The 15,344-nt window shown below is 54.6% G+C and carries 17 protein-coding genes, 2 tRNA genes and 1 pseudogene; 9 read left to right on the top strand and 11 right to left on the bottom strand.

From position 1 onward, the window contains the following. Positions 1-722 (bottom strand): protease modulator HflK (locus tag QNK41_RS22270; protein WP_319261864.1); only part of this gene is annotated, 722 nt, incomplete at its 3' end. Between the two features lie 361 nt (positions 723-1,083). On the opposite strand from QNK41_RS22270, the gene QNK41_RS22265 reads away from it, so the two are divergent. Next, positions 1,084-1,401: a DUF721 domain-containing protein gene (locus tag QNK41_RS22265; protein WP_319261861.1), complete on the top strand. Its 318-nt coding sequence runs from the start codon at positions 1,084-1,086 to the stop codon at positions 1,399-1,401. Between the two features lie 6 nt (positions 1,402-1,407). Then, the gene (locus QNK41_RS22260) at positions 1,408-2,139 is read left to right on the top strand and encodes a tRNA1(Val) (adenine(37)-N6)-methyltransferase (protein WP_319261859.1); all 732 of its coding nucleotides are present in this window, start codon (positions 1,408-1,410) and stop codon (positions 2,137-2,139) included. Between the two features lie 45 nt (positions 2,140-2,184). Here the strand turns inward: QNK41_RS22260 and QNK41_RS22255 are convergent, their stop codons facing one another. Further along, positions 2,185-3,513, bottom strand: a complete 1,329-nt coding sequence (locus QNK41_RS22255) for a DUF1015 domain-containing protein (protein ID WP_319261856.1) — start codon at positions 3,511-3,513, stop codon at positions 2,185-2,187. 203 nt (positions 3,514-3,716) lie between these two features. Here QNK41_RS22255 and QNK41_RS22250 point away from each other — a divergent pair. The 6 genes from QNK41_RS22250 to QNK41_RS22225 all read left to right on the top strand — a co-directional run bounded on the left by QNK41_RS22250 (position 3,717) and on the right by QNK41_RS22225 (position 7,254). Continuing rightward, positions 3,717-3,808 (top strand) — tRNA-Ser (locus tag QNK41_RS22250). Between the two features lie 51 nt (positions 3,809-3,859). After that, positions 3,860-3,953: transfer RNA gene (locus tag QNK41_RS22245), tRNA-Ser, on the top strand. A 304-nt stretch (positions 3,954-4,257) separates the two neighbouring features. Then, complete coding sequence (gene dnaX, locus QNK41_RS22240) at positions 4,258-5,943, top strand: DNA polymerase III subunit gamma/tau (RefSeq protein ID WP_319261852.1); 1,686 nt, start codon at positions 4,258-4,260, stop codon at positions 5,941-5,943. A gap of 12 nt (positions 5,944-5,955) precedes the next feature. Then, a complete protein-coding gene (locus QNK41_RS22235; RefSeq protein ID WP_319261850.1) occupies positions 5,956-6,267 on the top strand; it encodes a YbaB/EbfC family nucleoid-associated protein in 312 nt (103 codons plus the stop codon). After that, complete coding sequence (gene recR, locus QNK41_RS22230; RefSeq protein ID WP_319261847.1) at positions 6,267-6,866, top strand: recombination mediator RecR; 600 nt, start codon at positions 6,267-6,269, stop codon at positions 6,864-6,866. Before QNK41_RS22235 ends, recR begins: the two co-directional genes overlap by 1 nt. Next, positions 6,856-7,254: a YkgJ family cysteine cluster protein gene (locus tag QNK41_RS22225; protein WP_319261843.1), complete on the top strand. Its 399-nt coding sequence runs from the start codon at positions 6,856-6,858 to the stop codon at positions 7,252-7,254. The genes recR and QNK41_RS22225 overlap by 11 nt, the downstream gene beginning before the upstream one ends. A 33-nt stretch (positions 7,255-7,287) precedes the next feature. Here the strand turns inward: QNK41_RS22225 and QNK41_RS22220 are convergent, their stop codons facing one another. Further along, a complete protein-coding gene (locus QNK41_RS22220) occupies positions 7,288-7,563 on the bottom strand; it encodes a hypothetical protein (protein ID WP_319261840.1) in 276 nt (91 codons plus the stop codon). A 208-nt stretch (positions 7,564-7,771) separates the two neighbouring features. On the opposite strand from QNK41_RS22220, the gene QNK41_RS22215 reads away from it, so the two are divergent. Then, on the top strand, positions 7,772-8,575 hold the full coding sequence (locus tag QNK41_RS22215; protein ID WP_319261837.1) for a CsgG/HfaB family protein: 804 nt from the start codon (positions 7,772-7,774) through the stop codon (positions 8,573-8,575). Between the two features lie 113 nt (positions 8,576-8,688). Here the strand turns inward: QNK41_RS22215 and QNK41_RS22210 are convergent, their stop codons facing one another. The 8 genes and pseudogenes from QNK41_RS22210 to sdhA form a co-directional block, all read right to left on the bottom strand. Beyond that, positions 8,689-9,516, bottom strand: a complete 828-nt coding sequence (locus QNK41_RS22210; protein WP_319261835.1) for a universal stress protein — start codon at positions 9,514-9,516, stop codon at positions 8,689-8,691. 58 nt (positions 9,517-9,574) lie between these two features. Continuing rightward, positions 9,575-10,282: a CBS domain-containing protein gene (locus QNK41_RS22205; RefSeq protein ID WP_319261832.1), complete on the bottom strand. Its 708-nt coding sequence runs from the start codon at positions 10,280-10,282 to the stop codon at positions 9,575-9,577. A gap of 109 nt (positions 10,283-10,391) precedes the next feature. After that, positions 10,392-11,159, bottom strand: a pseudogene (locus QNK41_RS22200) (chloride channel protein); the annotation flags it as partial. Positions 11,160-11,429: 270 nt separating this feature from the next. Further along, positions 11,430-11,924 (bottom strand): PTS sugar transporter subunit IIA, encoded by a 495-nt coding sequence (locus QNK41_RS22195; RefSeq protein ID WP_319261829.1) that lies wholly within the window; start codon positions 11,922-11,924, stop codon positions 11,430-11,432. Further along, positions 11,845-12,099, bottom strand: coding sequence for a helix-turn-helix domain-containing protein (locus QNK41_RS23175; protein WP_413815194.1), 255 nt, complete (start codon positions 12,097-12,099; stop codon positions 11,845-11,847). The genes QNK41_RS22195 and QNK41_RS23175 overlap by 80 nt, the downstream gene beginning before the upstream one ends. 82 nt (positions 12,100-12,181) lie before the next feature. Continuing rightward, a complete protein-coding gene (locus QNK41_RS22190; protein ID WP_319261826.1) occupies positions 12,182-13,309 on the bottom strand; it encodes a mechanosensitive ion channel family protein in 1,128 nt (375 codons plus the stop codon). 192 nt (positions 13,310-13,501) lie between these two features. Further along, the gene (locus QNK41_RS22185; RefSeq protein ID WP_413815193.1) at positions 13,502-14,245 is read right to left on the bottom strand and encodes a succinate dehydrogenase/fumarate reductase iron-sulfur subunit; all 744 of its coding nucleotides are present in this window, start codon (positions 14,243-14,245) and stop codon (positions 13,502-13,504) included. A gap of 8 nt (positions 14,246-14,253) precedes the next feature. Then, positions 14,254-15,344: succinate dehydrogenase (quinone) flavoprotein subunit (sdhA, locus tag QNK41_RS22180; protein WP_319261820.1), on the bottom strand; the 1,091-nt coding region annotated here is incomplete at its 5' end.

The raw sequence follows: 15,344 nt of genomic DNA, 5'->3' as shown, positions 1-15,344 counted from the left end.
TTCTCCTGCGTGGCCTGGTTGACTTCATTGTATGAGGCTTGCACCGGTGTGGGCCCATTGGTCTTTTTCATCTCCACGGTGACGACATTGTTGCCTGTTACGGCCTTGTCCAACTCAATCTGGAGAACCCGATGCGTTTCCACGGCAATTTCATCGCGCTTGGTGATCACCTCGTTGATGCTTCTATCCCCAACCACCAGCCGCATACTGGATTCCGACAGGTCCCGCAGCAGTCCGTTAGCATCTTTTACTTTGAACAGAAAATTATAAGGATCCTTGATCTTGTACTGAACGATCCACGGCACCACCGCCACATTCAGGTCGCCGGTGAGCATCAGGGAAATGTTGGCCGTGTCCGAGGCCGAAGTGAACCTGCCATCGATTTCGCTGCGCTCCGACTGGAAACCGAACTCTTCCTTGTAGACGCGGTCCTGACGCACTTTGGTGACTTTCTCGATGCCGAAGGGCAGTTTGAAGTTGGGGCCCGGCTCGGCGATTCGGACGAATTTGCCGAATCGCTGAACTACCCCGACCGAACCGGACTCGATGGTAAAAAAAACGGAGTAGCCGATCATCAGCGCAGCGACGACAACGATAATCAGCAACGAACCGCCCGGCGGTTTGAATTTTTTCAACTGATTGATGATATCATCCATTTGCGGAGGAACGCCGCCGGGTTGCTGCTGGTGCTGACGGTTTAACTTTTCCCAATCCCAAGCCATTTTTTATCCTTGTGTAATAGTGATGCTACAATGGTTCTTTTCGCCGTCATCATGATCGTTGGTTTTACCGATCGCCCCTTTGTGGTATTAAGGGTTTGCCCCGTTTAAACGGTGTGGTTTTTGAATCTCGGTGAAAAGACGAATTACTGCTGGCTATAGACGATTCTTAAATAGTAGGTTAATTTAAGATTGACATCCTGTTAAGTCAAGAGAAATCAATGGGAAGCACCCCTCTGATTTACTCGGAACTGGGCTGGATCGGGTTTGTGTTGACTTCTTGGAGGACAGTTTCTATACCGGCTCTATGGCCACTCTTGTTCAATTTTGTTTTTCCCTTGGCCTCAGAGGAGATTGATCCAGCATGGAGAAAAAGCGTCAGCCGAACAACACGTTCACACCCATTGGCCAGGTGCTGGGTTCCATTCTCGATCAATGCCGGTCCGAGACCGGTGGCGGTATCCTGCACCTGGTCAATGTGTGGGAGAAAGCGGTGGGACCGCCGATTTCGGAAAACGCGAAACCCTTCGCCGTCAAGGGATCCCTTCTGTTGGTGCATGTGTCCAGTTCCGCGTGGCTGCATCAGCTCCGGTTTCTGAAAATCGAACTGCTTGAAAAGCTCAACCACAGCCTGACAAACGAACGGATCGAGGATATCAAGTTCAAAATTGGTCTGATATAAAGCACCATGGAATCGCTGACCCGCGATCATTTTTTTAATGGCAAAATCGTCCTGAATCAACCCGCCTCAGGTTATCGGTTTTCCATCGATGCGGTTATTCTCTCCCATCTGGCCTGTCCAGCACCCGGCGAGACCGTATTGGATCTGGGAACCGGTTGTGGCGTGATTCCCGTTATGCTGGCGTTCCGGCATCCGGAGATCCGCGTGATTGGTGTGGAAATCCAACCCTCACTATCCAGACTTGCCCGACGAAATGTTGCCGACAACTGCCTATCTGACCGGGTTCAAATCGTAGACAAGGACATTGGGAAATTGTTACTGGCGGATATCGGTGGACCGGTTGACTGGGTGGTGACCAACCCGCCCTATCGTAAACGGGGCAGCGGCAGAATCAATACCGACAGCCAGAGGGCCGTAGCGCGGCATGAAATAAAAACCGATCTGGATACCGTGTTGCGGACTGCCCGGCGGATGTTGCGCAAGTCCGGACGGTTTTCCATCATTTATCCGTCCGTTCGAAGCATTGACCTCCTGACGGCCATGCGCTCGACAGGGATAGAGCCTAAATACCTGACGATGATCCACGCCAAACCGGCATTCCCGGCAAGGCTGGTTTTGGTTACAGGGATCAAGGGCGGGCGTCCGGGGCTTGACGTCGGCCCGCCGCTTTGCCTGTATCATGAGGACGGTACCTATACCCGGGCCCTTGAATCGATGTTTTCCGGCTTAACCGATTGACGCGTCACCAATAGGGGTGTCTGCAGGGGTCATCTGGAAGCGTGCCTATTCCTTCAGCGTGTTCATCACCAGCCCCGATTTAACTTTTGGATAGAAATAGGTTGATTTCCGGGGCATGATCAATCCTTTCTGGGCGACCTCCTGAACCTGCTCGATCCGGGTGGGGTTGAGGATAAATGCCACATCATAGGTGCCGGTATCGATAGCATGAAAAGCCTTGTCCGCGGTGCTGGCGTAGCCGATGAGCTGTTCGTTGTCCAGTCGATTTTGGTCAAATCCAAGAATCTTCATAAATAACAGGCGGGTCAGCACCGTCACATCCAACAACCGCAGCGACGCATCCAACTGATCTGAGAACAACCGATCCATAACGCCGGGCTTGAGGGTCAGTAAATAAAAAATCGGCGACCTGTGGGCATAGATGCCCAAGCGCTGCCGGGGTCCCCCGTCGTTCAGTGCGGCCATAAAGTCTCGTTCAACCCGCTGGCGGTCGCCGGCCGTAAAGGGGTGTCGGGAAACCTCGAAGTAGCTGCCGACCTTAACCATCGCCTGTCGCAGATCCGCAGCGCTGACTGCCTTAAGAAGGCGGTGGGCGGGCAGGATGATCAGCCCCGGATCGCTCATGCTGCACAGGTACATTAGGACGTAGTTTGCCGGATGGCGGTCGTTGAAGGATGGTTCCGTTTCTTTAAGATGCTTTCTGAAATTCAATGCGGTTTCATAGCGGTGGTGTCCGTCGGCGATAAACAGCCGTTTGTCTTGCATGGCTGCGGCCACCTGGCGGTGGACTGCCGGATCGAGGATTCGCCACAACTGGTGCCGGTGGTCCTGATCGTCTGTGAAGTCGACGATGGGTGCGGAATTGTCTGCGGCCTGTTCGAGGGTGCCCAATATATTCCCATCATCCGGATACAATGAGAAGATGGGGCAATAGTTGCAATGGGTGGCTTTCATCAACTGGAGTCTTTCGGACCGGACTTTCGAAAAGGTCTTCTCATGGGGGAGAATAATGCGTTTTTCGAATGGTTCGAGGCCGACCCGCGCAATCAGTCCATAGCGGGTAATTTTTTTTTCTTCATGGGCGTAGGTGATGGCCTTGAGATACAGGGCAGGTTGGTCTTCCTGTTTGAGAATGCCGTCAGCCATCCATTGCCGGTAAAAGTTTGCCGAGCGGGTATGGGGATTGTCCGAGGCGGTGTCGGTTGCTTGGGTCCGGCCGAGAATCAGACGGATGACATTGTATGGATGCCTTTCGTAATAGGCTGCCTGTTCATCAGGCGCGATCACATCATAGGGCGGTGTGGTGACTTGCGCACTGTCGGCAATTTTTTCCGGATTATAGAGGATTCCCTTCAAGGGCAAGACGGTTGCCATGGGTTTGCATTTCCTTTCTTTTTTGTCTACACGGATGCCAAATCGAGATCAATACTATAAGAGACCTTGCCAGTTCAAGAATAATCCAATTGCGGCTTTTTTGGGGTCGGTTGGTCCTTGCCAAAAGCCCAACTTGAGGGTTGACAAACCGAGCACAAAAAGGATATCGAGTGCTTTTTTATGCTGGTGCCTGTGAGGGGAAAGGAGAGGTGGCCGAGCTGGCTGAAGGCGCCGGTCTCGAAAACCGGTGCTCGGTATACCCGAGCCGTGGGTTCGAATCCCACCCTCTCCGCCATTTTCCGAAGAAGGCTTTCACCAGAACCGTTCAGATTAGTCTGCCCCATGCGGAGAGATGTCCGAGTTGGCTGAAGGAGCACGACTGGAAATCGTGTGTGTCGTTTATAGCGGCACCGAGGGTTCGAATCCCTCTCTCTCCGCCATAAACTTTTGCATCTGTCCCCCCCTTTTTCCCACATCCGTGTTTTTCAGACCGCCTTTCCTGCCCCCTGACGGGCGGACCCGGGAGATCGTGGGTTGCCACCCGTCGGTGCATGGGATACAATTGGGCGGCAAATCGGCGTTCAAGGGGGCCAATTTTAAAAGTGCCCCGTTTCGTCCTATATCTGTGTTTGGCGACGGTTTCAATCCTCGACATACCATACGCATGCCTCCGGTTGAAATGATCGCCCGCCTTGATCTTGACCGAACTGAAACGTTTAAAAACAGGCCCAAGGAAAAGCTTAAATGGCTTATTTAGTTTTAGCGCGAAAATACCGGCCACAGACATTTGAGGAAGTGGTCGGCCAAGAACATGTCACCCGGACCCTGAAAAATGCCATCAGTGGTAACCGGGTGGCGCATGCCATCTTGTTTTCCGGACCGCGGGGAACCGGCAAAACCACAATTGCCCGGATACTGGCCAAGGCCGTGAACTGTGAATCCGGACCGACGCCGACCCCTTGCAATGCCTGCCGCTCCTGTCAGGACATCACGGCTGGCCGTGGTGTGGATGTTTTCGAGATCGACGGTGCCTCCAACAACAGTGTGGACCAGGTCAGAGAACTCCGGGACAACAGTCGATACATGCCGGCTCACAGCCGCTACAAGATCTACATTATTGATGAAGTTCACATGTTAAGCATTGCTGCATTCAATGCCCTGCTCAAGACGCTGGAAGAGCCGCCGGCCCATGTATTGTTTTTCTTCGCCACCACCGAGGCCCACAAAATTCCCATCACGATACTTTCACGATGTCAGCGCCACGACCTGAGGCGTATCGAGATCGCAGCCATCTCGCAGCATATGGAAGCCCTTTGCCGGCAGGAAGCGGTATCCATCTCCTCGGGCAATCTGTGGGCCATTGCAAGAGAATCCGGCGGCAGCATGCGCGATGCGCTGAGCCTGCTGGACCAGGTCATGGCCAGCAGAGACGGTCAGATAGACGATGAATATGTGATGAATCTGCTGGGGGGGATGGATCGTCAGGTGCTTTACGATCTCTCCGAGGCAACCTTTGCCAGAGATATCTCTCGAACCTTGGCCCTCATCGACGCCGTTTTCAAAAATGGTCAGGATCTGAAGCGCTTCTACGCGGATCTGCTGCTGCATTTTCGTCACCTGATGCTCGTCAAAATGAAGGCCCGGCCAGACATGCTGGTGGATCTTCCCCCCAACGAAATTGAAACCCTGGCCCGGCAGGTTAAAGGGGTTTCCATAGCCTTTATCGATCAGGTGTTCACCTTGCTGTTTAATGCCGAGCCCAGCGTCCGGTATGCTTCACAGCCCAGGCTGGCTATCGAGATGGCCTTTTTCAAGATTCAACAAATCACACCGGCGTTGCCCATCGATTTGTTGATCGAACAGTTGGACCGTCTCATACACGATCCGACCCAGAGGCCAGTGCCGGGTATCGTTGAGGCGCAATCTGCCTATGGGGATGCCATGACACAACCGACGGCTGAACCACGCCGCACATCCAAAACAAATGAGCCTGCGGCTGCACCGGCACCTGCAGGCAACGAACCTCTCCCTGACCCCGAAAGGGTTCAACCGGGTGACCATAGCCCCGGCAATGATGCCTGGCGCAGGATCATTGCGCGTATCGCAGAAACCAAACCGTCCATTGCCGCGGCGCTTTCCCGGTCGCAACTGGTATCCGTGTCGGAGCAAGCCTTTACGGTGAAAGTGAGTGACAACGACTATTCGATGAACCTGGTCAAAAAGAATTTATCCATGATCGACGCCGTTTGCCGCGAACATGCCGGCCGGGGAATCCATGTTGACTTTTTTAGCGGTGACACGGAACTGAATCCCGCAACATCGGCGAAACAGAAGGCGGATGACATCAGACAGAAACTGCTCAATCACCCGCTGCTGGCAGATGCAGTAGAGATTTTCAGCGGGAAAATCGAAGAGATAAAAATCAGATAGGAGGAAAAGCCTATGAAGGGCATGGGAAACATGATGAAGCAGGCCCAGAAACTTCAATCCAAGATGCTGCGCATGCAGGAGGAACTGGCCACTAAAACCATTGAGACCACGGCCGGCGGGGGTATGATCTCCGTCGTGGCCAACGGTGCCCAGCAGATCGTTTCGATAAAGATAGAAAAGGAAGTGGTGGATCCCGATGATGTAGAGATGCTCCAGGACCTGGTGCTAGCCGCGGTCAATGATGCACTGGTTAAATCCCAGGAAATGGTTTCCGGAGAAATGGGAAAACTCACCGGCGGAATGAAGATTCCCGGCCTGATGTGATGGAATACTACCCTAGCTCAATCAAAACCCTGATCAGAAGCCTGGCCCGACTGCCGGGCATCGGCCAGAAAACCGCCGAGCGGTTGGCGATGCACATTCTTCAGCAACCGAACGAAGATGCCCATCGACTGGCCAGAAGCATTGTGGAACTGAAAGAAAAGCTGCGGCTATGCAGCCGATGCTTCGCCCTCAGTGACGATGTCCTGTGCCGGATTTGCAATGACCCCTCCCGTGAAAGCGGCCTGATCTGCGTCGTGGAACAGCCGGCCGACATGGCATCCATCGAAAAATCCGGCGCCTTCAGGGGTCGCTACCATGTCCTGGGGGGGGTCCTTTCTCCCATGGATGGCATCGGGCCCGACGATATTAAAATTGCGGAACTGGCGACCCGGGTGGAAAAAGAAGATGTCCGCGAGATCATCCTGGCTACCGGGACGAATGTGGAAGGGGAATCCACGGCGGCATACATTGCCGGGATTCTGGCCCCCATGCCGGTGGAGGTGACACGCATTGCTTCGGGTGTGCCTATGGGCGGAGATTTAAAATACGTGGATCAGGTGACCCTGAAGCGCGCGATGGAGAGCCGTCATGGAATCTGATGACGACTCCTGCGAATCATTGTTTGCCTGCACCCTTTGCGGCGACTGCTGCAACGGTTATGGCGGCACCTACCTGTCTGGGACGGACATCGATGCGATTTCTCACTACCTGGGGTTATCGGCCGATCGGCTGGTGGCGCACTACACCCGCCGGTCCGGCGGCAGACGCCTGATCGCCCAGGGGGATAACGGTTACTGCATTTTCTGGGACAAGGTCTGCATCATTCATCCGGTAAAGCCGAAAATGTGCCGGCAGTGGCCCTTTGTCCGCAGCATTCTGGTCGATGTGGGCAACTGGCGGTCCATGGCGGCATCCTGCCCGGGAATGGACGCCGATGCGCCGGATCACAAGATCCTTGAATGCGTGAAAAAAGCCCTTGAGCGGTAGAGAATGCGGGCAGCATAAATCCGTTCACCGGCCTCAACGCCACTTCTTTTCATCCACCATCCGGTACACATGCTCGCCTTGCGAATCGTCGCCCTCGCTTTCCAAGATATTTCTGCTCTCCAGCCGGCGAAGTTCTTGTTCAAGTGTGGTCAGGCTCCCGTTCCATTTTCCCTGCAGCGTTGTCCGGGTGACCGCTGCACCCGCATCGGCCACTGCACAGCACAACAGATAGAGAGAGACCGTTTCAACACCCAGATTCATGGAAAATATTTTCTGACTCATGACCGGTCCCACTGAATTCCTATTCATGGTTTTCTCCTGGTTGATCGCTTTCAATTGTGCCATTGTTGCCTATAATATGGAGCACAATCGGTTAGGATATGCAAGGTGTTTTCCCTGTTGCTCCAACGTCGCCTTGACACCCCGGAAGAATTATGCAACAAAATGAAAACAATCGCTGATAGTTATTTTTTCGATAGCAAAACAAACAGTTGTAATAACCCATGGAGGCTGTGCGATGAACAAGAAGGCGATGTTGAGAATGCTGTTCTTCCTTTTGGTTCCGCTTGCTTTTTGCGGATGCATGGAAAGCATGGTCAAACCCGAGGCAAAAATCGACACGGGTGAGGAAATGGGGCTTCCCCCCTACAGTGGCCCCCGGGCACGGGTAGCCGTAGCGGATTTCGAATGGAAGGTCGATGAGAGCAGCCGGACCACAAAAATCGGTTTCGGCGGTCAGACCATGACCATCGCTTCATCCGAAAGCTCCGGATATACCACCGGTCTGCGAGACATGCTCACTACGGCCATGGTCCAGAGCAAACGATACCGGGTACTGGAACGTCAGAATATTGATTCTTTGAAAAGCGAAATGGCGCTTACCGGATCGGGATATACCGACAAGACCGGCGTTACCAAGGGCGGCGTAAAGGGGGCCGATCTTCTGGTGATGGGCGCGGTCACCGGATGGGAGCCGGGTTCGTCAGGCGGCGGCGGGGGCCTTGGCGGTGGTGGGATGCTGGGCCAAGCCTCTGCGCTCTTCGGCGCTGTCAAAGGAGCTTACAGCAAATCGACAATAGCCATGGATATTCGTATCGTCGACACCCAGACATCTGAGGTGCTGGCGGCCACCCGCGTGGAGGGCGTGGCCAAGGACGTGAACCTCGGGGCGATGCTGGCCGGCTTTGGCGGCAGCGGCGGCATGGGTGGCGGTCTGGGCGGATATGCGAAAACGCCCATGGAAAAAGCCATCCGGACCTGCCTTTACCAGGCTACCAAGTTCATCGCCGAAAACACACCGCAGCAGTACATGAAATATTGATGACACTCGTGGGCAGTTAACTGTCCCAGTGGTGAGAAAAGACAAACCTCCCGACGGCCGCCGCGGCCGTCGGGAGGTTTTTTTTGCGCGCATTAAAATGAAACGACGACTGCTTAGCCAATCAACGTGTACTTGGGGCCGGCGATGAGCAGGTTGTTTGAAATGGTTGATTGGATTTTTTCCATCATGCTGCCGAACATGATATCCCGGATAATCCCGTGACCGTAAGCCCCCAGGATGACCAGGGCATCATGGGGGACTGCATACAGGTTATCCTCGAAGCGGCCCTTTTCGAAAAACGTCCATTGATCCAGAACGCTTTTCAGCGGCTTTTCCAAGCCCTTGTCCTGGACAATGGACCGGTATTCCGCGGGCGTGTTTTTACCCAGCTGGGTGTAGATGTCCAGGGGCATGCCGGCTATTTTGGCGAGCCTGATTCCCAATCTCAGGGCGTTGACCGCATTGGCAGAGCCGCCGAAAAAGACGGCGATATTCTGCCAGGGTTTGTATACCGGGCTGGTAATCAACACGGGAAAACGGGCCGCCTGGATGATTCGGCGAACCCGCGGGCCGATGTAGCCCAGGCCGATTTTTGAGGAAAGATCGCTGATGCTTCGTGGACAGCACATAAACTCAAAACTGGTGGGAATGTCAGGGAGTGTGGAGGCGGTGTAATTCTTCGGCGTGAACAGGTCCGGCTTGATCATTGCCTCCTTGAGCAGTTGCTCCACGTGTGTGACGGCGGTGTCCGGATCGTTGAGGTACGATGGATCCAGATCCACCTGAACCACGTCATTTTCAAAGTACATTAAAAATTTTGTAAATTCTGGAATATAGATGGTTGGCAGCACGCCAATCTTCTGGCAGAAATAGATGGACTGGAGCAGGGTCTCTCTGCCCAGCGGCGTATTTCTGAAGATATGAAACAATTTTTGTGCCATGCGCGTTTCTCCTTTTCTCATTCTTCTGTCTGAGCCGGTGCTGGACCGCTTTCACCCTTCAACTCCGACCGGTTTGCACCATCAGTTCTTTCCTGTACTGATCCAGTAAGGTGGCTTTTGATATCATACCTAAAAAATGGTTGTCCGAAACCACTGGCATGCTAAAAATGTGGCCGTCGTCCATTTTCTGCAGAACTTCTGACAGGTCATCATGCAGGGATACCGTTTTTACATGGGGGTTCATCAGCTGGCCGGTGAGTACCGCGTGGTGCATGGCCGGGTCGAACAGGTAGGGCCGGATGTCATCCAGGTGAATCATACCGACAAACTGACGGCTTTGCTGATCTTCAACGGGGAAGTAGTTGCGGTGAGAGGATTTAACAATGCCAATGAAGTCCGCCAGGCGCATGTTGGGGTGAACGCAGATACAATCGGTTTCCAACAGCTCTTGAATACTCAGGTCCGTCAGCACCCGGGCATCGGTTCCGGGACGGAGGAGTTGGCCCTGTTCCACCAGGTCTTTCAAGTAAAAGGAAGCCGGTTCCAAATAGTGGCACAGCGTGGTCGAAATGGCTGAGACAACGATCAAAGGGAGGATGATTTCGTAACCGCCGGTAATCTCAATCACCAGAAAGATGCCCGTAAGCGGTGCCTGCAGGATACCGCTGATCAGACCAGCCATACCCAGCAGGGCAAAACAGCCTTCGTTGACCCAATGCACCGAGGACCACACCGTTGCGATCAACCGGTGAAAACCCAGGCCCACGAATGCACCGATCACCAGACAAGGAGCGAAAATGCCCCCCGGACCCGCCTGACCCTAAGGTCAGCGCAGTTGCCAGAATCTTGACCAGGGCGATCACGGTCACCAGGAAAAGGCCACCTGAAAACCCCCCTTCGATGGCCGTGCGGATGGCATGATAGCCTTCACCGAGAACATACGGCAGATAATAACCGATGACGCCAACCATGCTGCCGCCAATGGCGGCGCGGACCCACAAGGGCAGGGCAACGCCCTTAGACATGTGATGCATGGACCGCAGTGCCCGGGTCAGCAGGATAGAGGCCAGCGCACAAATTACGGCCAGTCCGACGCAGGCCATGATATCGTGGAGATGGATGTTGAAGTCCCTGTGGGCAAAGGCGATCTGGTTACCCTTGAGCAGGCGGCTCACTTCTGTTCCGGCCACTGCGGCAATGGCAATGGGAATGATGTTCATTGTGCTCCACTCGCCGAGAATGACCTCGATGGCAAACACCATGCCTGAAATGGGGGCATTGAATATGGCGGCGATGGCGCCTGCCGCCCCGCATCCAACCAGCGCGACCCGCTGGCGGTCATTGAGCGAAAAGGCCTGGGCGATGTTCGATCCAATGGCCGCTCCGCTCATCACTACCGGCGCTTCGGGGCCTGCGGATCTGCCGCTGCCGATGGTCAGAAAACTGGAGATCAGACGGGAAAAACTGGAGCGCAGGCGCAGCAGACCGCCATATCGGGAGACGGCATAAATGACTTCGAGGACACCGTGGCCGGCGCCTTCGTTGACGATCTTTTCCAGGAACAGAGAAGAGAGCGCCGCTCCGGCTGCCGGCAGGAAAATGGCCCACCAGTAAATCCGATAGTGATGCAGCCACTCCAGCATGGTTTCCAGGCTGTGATTTAATAACAGGGCCGCCAAACCGCTGCAAAATCCGACGATGATAGCGAAGACCATCAGCAGCAGCCGGTCATCGGATCTGAACAGGGACCAACTGCCCGGGTATTTCATTTTTTTTAAAAAACGCATCATGGCGTGCAGCCAGTTCCGGTTTCGGGTTGATCCGCGGGTGGCGCCGGGAAACGGTCAGAAAAAAAGTGACGACGCCGAGCGTGTTGCCTTGTTAGGGGGTTGTTTCAGTTAAATTTATGTTGATCAGAGATCGTCCAGCTGTTTTTCAAACTCGGCAATGCGCGAAAAAAGAGCCGCTGCATCGGGGTGCGCACGTAAAAAGGCCACAAAAGCCTTGTCCCGGATGCAAAAGGAGAGCCTGGAAAGCAGGTGCAGGTGGTGTTTGACCGTCGGACTGATCAGTAAAAAGAAAAAAGACACCGGTTGGTCGTCAATGGCGTTGAAATCTACCGGTTTTTCCAGAAAACAGGTGGTGATGACCGGCGTTTCGGGAGGTCGCGAGAGTCGATCCCGGGGGTGGGGGATGGCAATGCCGTTGCCTATGCCGGTGGAAGCCAGCTGTTCGCGCTCGATCAGTTTCTCTAAAAGTTCGTCCTGGATATCCGCAGAAAGAAAGTCGATGCATGCAACTGCCGATCTTAAGACTGCGCCTGCATCTTCACCGGCTACCCGGTGACAAACCTTTCCCCGTTGCATTGCCGAAGCCAGGGAATCGAGGGCTTCGGGTGGCAAGATCATCAGCCTGATTGCCGTTCAGGGAAAAAGGCAGATTATGCGTGGCAGCCCATTTTTCCAGTGCCGCGTGGGTGAAGATCACATCCGCACCGCTGCGTTGGATTGGGATTCTTCCCTGGCGGATCCACCGTTCTATCGTAGGCACGGGAAGATTAAGGCCCCCGGCCACCGTTTCCATGGGTAGTTTCATGACGGCATTCCAACCAAACCGGTTCCGAAAAATTTAAAAACAGCTGAACTACGCTGATATTTGGGAATAATCAAGGGGTCGCGTCATCTTTTGTCATTCGAAGGGCTTTGTCGGCGTGACTGTCAACGATGGTAATATCCCGTTTGGGAAAGGGAATCTCGATCCCGTTTTCATCGAACATGGTTTTTACCGTGTCGGTGATATGGTCAATCGTATCCATGCGCTTGCGGGCGTCTTTGATCCACACCCTGGCCTGAAGATCAACCGATGACTCGCCAAAACTGCGCACCACCACCTTGGGCGCCGGTTCGGCCAGAATCCAGTCGGCCGAGCCGGCGGCCTGGATAATCAGTGCCTTGGCTTTGGCTATGTCGGCATCGTAAGCGACACCGATATTGATGCGTACCCGGATGGAAGCGTGGATGGTGGTGTAGTTGACGATATCCCGGGTCATGATTTCGTTGTTGGGGATGATCACCACGATATTGTCCGTTGTCTTGATGCGAGTAGCCCGCAGCCCGATATCGATGACATCCCCCCACGAGGCGCTGCCGGCCGGTGCGCTCCACACCTCGATGCGATCCCCGATTTCGAAAGGCCGGTCGATAATGAGAAGTATCCCGGCGATGAGGTTAGACAGGGTGTCTTTGGCGGCAAAACCCACGGCAACCCCCATGACGCCGGCACCGGCGATAAAGGGCATCACGTTGACGCCCAGCACATCCAGAGCGGTGACCGCTGCCGTCGTATAGACAATGGCACCGGAAAACTTGTTGAGCAGATCGATGACAATGTTGTCCAGATCGGTTTCCGTGCGTTTGGCCAGATTGCGTTCCAGGTATCCCAGGACAATGAGAAGGACAGATTTGACCGGCGTGGCCGCAACGATGATAAAGGCGGCGTGAAACACGTTTTCGACTGCCGTTAAATGAAACAACCGGATCCACATCACGCCAACCAGCCATATCAGCAGAAGTCCGGCCGATTTGCGCAGGATGACGAAAAAGTCCTTGCGCACTTGAATGAGCTTGAAATGGACGACCTTATTTTCAAGGATAGTCAGGATCCATTTGATGATCAACCACAGGATCAAGGCGGCAAGCAGGGCCAAGAGCGCGTATGCCCAGCTTTTCGACAGGGACGCCTCGGCGCCGAAAAATGAAATGACTCGATCGATATAGCCAGCGATTGTGTTCATGGGTAACCTTCAAAAAAAAGGTGACTGGCTGATGCCCCAAACGAGTTGAAATCCGGAGGGGTAACGGTGTTGCCAACGATGAAACGCGATGACGAGCGCATTCCCCGCCGCTTGTCGGCGCGAAGCAAAGATCCCGCTCATCGGGGTCGCGGGGAATCTTGATCAATCATTGCAGGAGCTTGGCCAATCTAATCAGGAGAAGAACCCGGCTTTGAAATATTCACGGTTCAGCCGGGCAATATGGGTGATGGAGATCTCTTTTGGGCATTCGGCCTCGCATTCCGTTTCATTGGTGCAGTTGCCAAAACCCAGCTCATCCATGGTCCGGACCATGTTGATCGCCCGTTTGGCCGCTTCTGGTTTTCCCTGGGGCAATAGCGCCAATTGCGAAACTTTGGCACTGGTAAAGAGCATCGCCGATGCATTGGGACAGGAGGCCACGCAGGCACCGCAGCCGATGCATTGGGCCGCGTCCATTGCCAGGTCGGCGACTTCCTGGGGGACCAAAATTGCATTGGCGTCCTGGGCACCGCCAGTGCTGACTGAAACATACCCGCCGGCCTGGATGATCTTGTCCAAGGCACTGCGGTCCACGGCGAGATCCTTGATCACTTTGAAGGCCATGGCCCGGAACGGCTCGATGGCGATGGTGTCGCCGTTGTCAAAATGGCGCATGTGCAGCTGGCAAAGGGTCGTTCCCTTTTCCGCGCCATGGGCACGCCCGTTTACCACACAGCCACACTGGCCACAGATGCCCTCCCGGCAGTCATGATCGAAAGCGATGGGCTCCTTGTCATCGATCGTCAGCTGGTCGTTGACCACATCCAGCATTTCCAGAAAGGACATGTCGGTGGATATGTTTTCGGCACGGTAGGTGTCGAACCGTCCTTTGTCTTTGGATCCGTTCTGGCGCCACACTTTCAGTGTCAAATTAATCGTCTTTGTCACTTGTAGCTCCTTTGCGTAAGTTTGACGTTTTCAAATACCAGGGGTTCTTTGTGCAATTCAGGTTCCTGGCCGTCCCCGCTATGTTCCCATGCCGCCGCATGGCAGAAGTTGTCATCATCCCTGAGGGCCTCGTGCTCCTCGGTTTCGAAGCCTTCGTTGAAGTGTCCGCCGCAGGATTCCTGACGCGCCAGCGCATCAACGATCATCAATTCACCGAATTCGAGGAAATCAGCCACGCGTCCGGCACGCTCCAGGCTCTGGTTGAAGTCGGCCGAGCTCCCGGGCACCCGCACATTTTCCCAGAATTCGGCCCGAAGTTCCTGGATCATCCCGCGGGCCATTTCAAGGCCTTCGTTGTTCCTGGCCATTCCGCAGTATTCCCACATGATGCGTCCTAATGTTTTGTGGAAATCGTCCACCGTCCGTTTGCCGTTAATGGACAGCAGCCGGTCGATGCGGCCGGTGACCTGCTTTTCCGATTCATCGAAGGCCTTGTGACCGGTGGTGACGTCCGCCTTGGACGTGCCGGCCAGGTAGCCGCCGATGGTATAGGGCAGCACGAAATAGCCGTCCGCCAATCCCTGCATCAGGGCACTGGCCCCCAGGCGGTTGGCCCCGTGGTCGGAAAAGTTGGCTTCGCCAAGGACAAATAACCCGGGGACGGTGCTCATCAGGTTGTAGTCCACCCACAGGCCACCCATGGTGTAGTGGATGGCCGGATAGATCATCATGGGGGTCTGGTATGGGTCGTCCGCGGTTATTTTTTCGTACATCTGGAACAGGTTGCCATACTTTTTTTCGATGACATCCCTGCCGTCGCGATTGATGGCATCGGCGAAATCGAGATAGACGGCCTGGCCGGTTTCGCCCACGCCCTTGCCCATATCGCACTGCTCTTTGGCATTTCTGGAGGCCACGTCCCGGGGGACCAGGTTGCCGAAGCTGGGGTATTTGCGCTCCAGGTAGTAGTCCCGCTCAGCCTCAGGGATCTCCCCGGGGGCGCGGCGGTCGCCCGGACGCTTGGGCACCCAGACCCGGCCGTCGTTTCGAAGCGACTCGCTCATCAGGGTCAGCTTGCTCTGATAGT

Source organism: Desulfosarcina sp. (assembly GCF_033791525.1).
In the GTDB taxonomy this organism is placed as follows: Bacteria; Desulfobacterota; Desulfobacteria; order Desulfobacterales; family Desulfosarcinaceae; genus Desulfosarcina.
The sequence above is the reverse complement of the archived record's forward strand: the minus strand, read 5'-3'. Positions and strand labels throughout refer to the sequence as shown.

Bases quoted from the DNA above. Each gene is read 5' to 3' on its own strand.
- QNK41_RS22255 (WP_319261856.1), bottom strand. From the start codon at position 3,513: ATGGCAACCGTCTTGCCCTTGAAGGGAATCCTCTATAATCCGGAAAAA.
- QNK41_RS22235 (WP_319261850.1), top strand. From the start codon at position 5,956: ATGAAGGGCATGGGAAACATGATGAAGCAGGCCCAGAAACTTCAATCC.
- QNK41_RS22190 (WP_319261826.1), bottom strand. From the start codon at position 13,309: ATGAACACAATCGCTGGCTATATCGATCGAGTCATTTCATTTTTCGGC.
- QNK41_RS22265 (WP_319261861.1), top strand. From the start codon at position 1,084: ATGGAGAAAAAGCGTCAGCCGAACAACACGTTCACACCCATTGGCCAG.
- QNK41_RS22195 (WP_319261829.1), bottom strand. From the start codon at position 11,924: ATGATCTTGCCACCCGAAGCCCTCGATTCCCTGGCTTCGGCAATGCAA.
- QNK41_RS22225 (WP_319261843.1), top strand. From the start codon at position 6,856: ATGGAATCTGATGACGACTCCTGCGAATCATTGTTTGCCTGCACCCTT.
- QNK41_RS22260 (WP_319261859.1), top strand. From the start codon at position 1,408: ATGGAATCGCTGACCCGCGATCATTTTTTTAATGGCAAAATCGTCCTG.
- QNK41_RS22215 (WP_319261837.1), top strand. From the start codon at position 7,772: ATGAACAAGAAGGCGATGTTGAGAATGCTGTTCTTCCTTTTGGTTCCG.
- QNK41_RS23175 (WP_413815194.1), bottom strand. From the start codon at position 12,099: ATGGAAACGGTGGCCGGGGGCCTTAATCTTCCCGTGCCTACGATAGAA.
- QNK41_RS22210 (WP_319261835.1), bottom strand. From the start codon at position 9,516: ATGGCACAAAAATTGTTTCATATCTTCAGAAATACGCCGCTGGGCAGA.
- recR (WP_319261847.1), top strand. From the start codon at position 6,267: ATGGAATACTACCCTAGCTCAATCAAAACCCTGATCAGAAGCCTGGCC.
- dnaX (WP_319261852.1), top strand. From the start codon at position 4,258: ATGGCTTATTTAGTTTTAGCGCGAAAATACCGGCCACAGACATTTGAG.
- QNK41_RS22220 (WP_319261840.1), bottom strand. From the start codon at position 7,563: ATGAATAGGAATTCAGTGGGACCGGTCATGAGTCAGAAAATATTTTCC.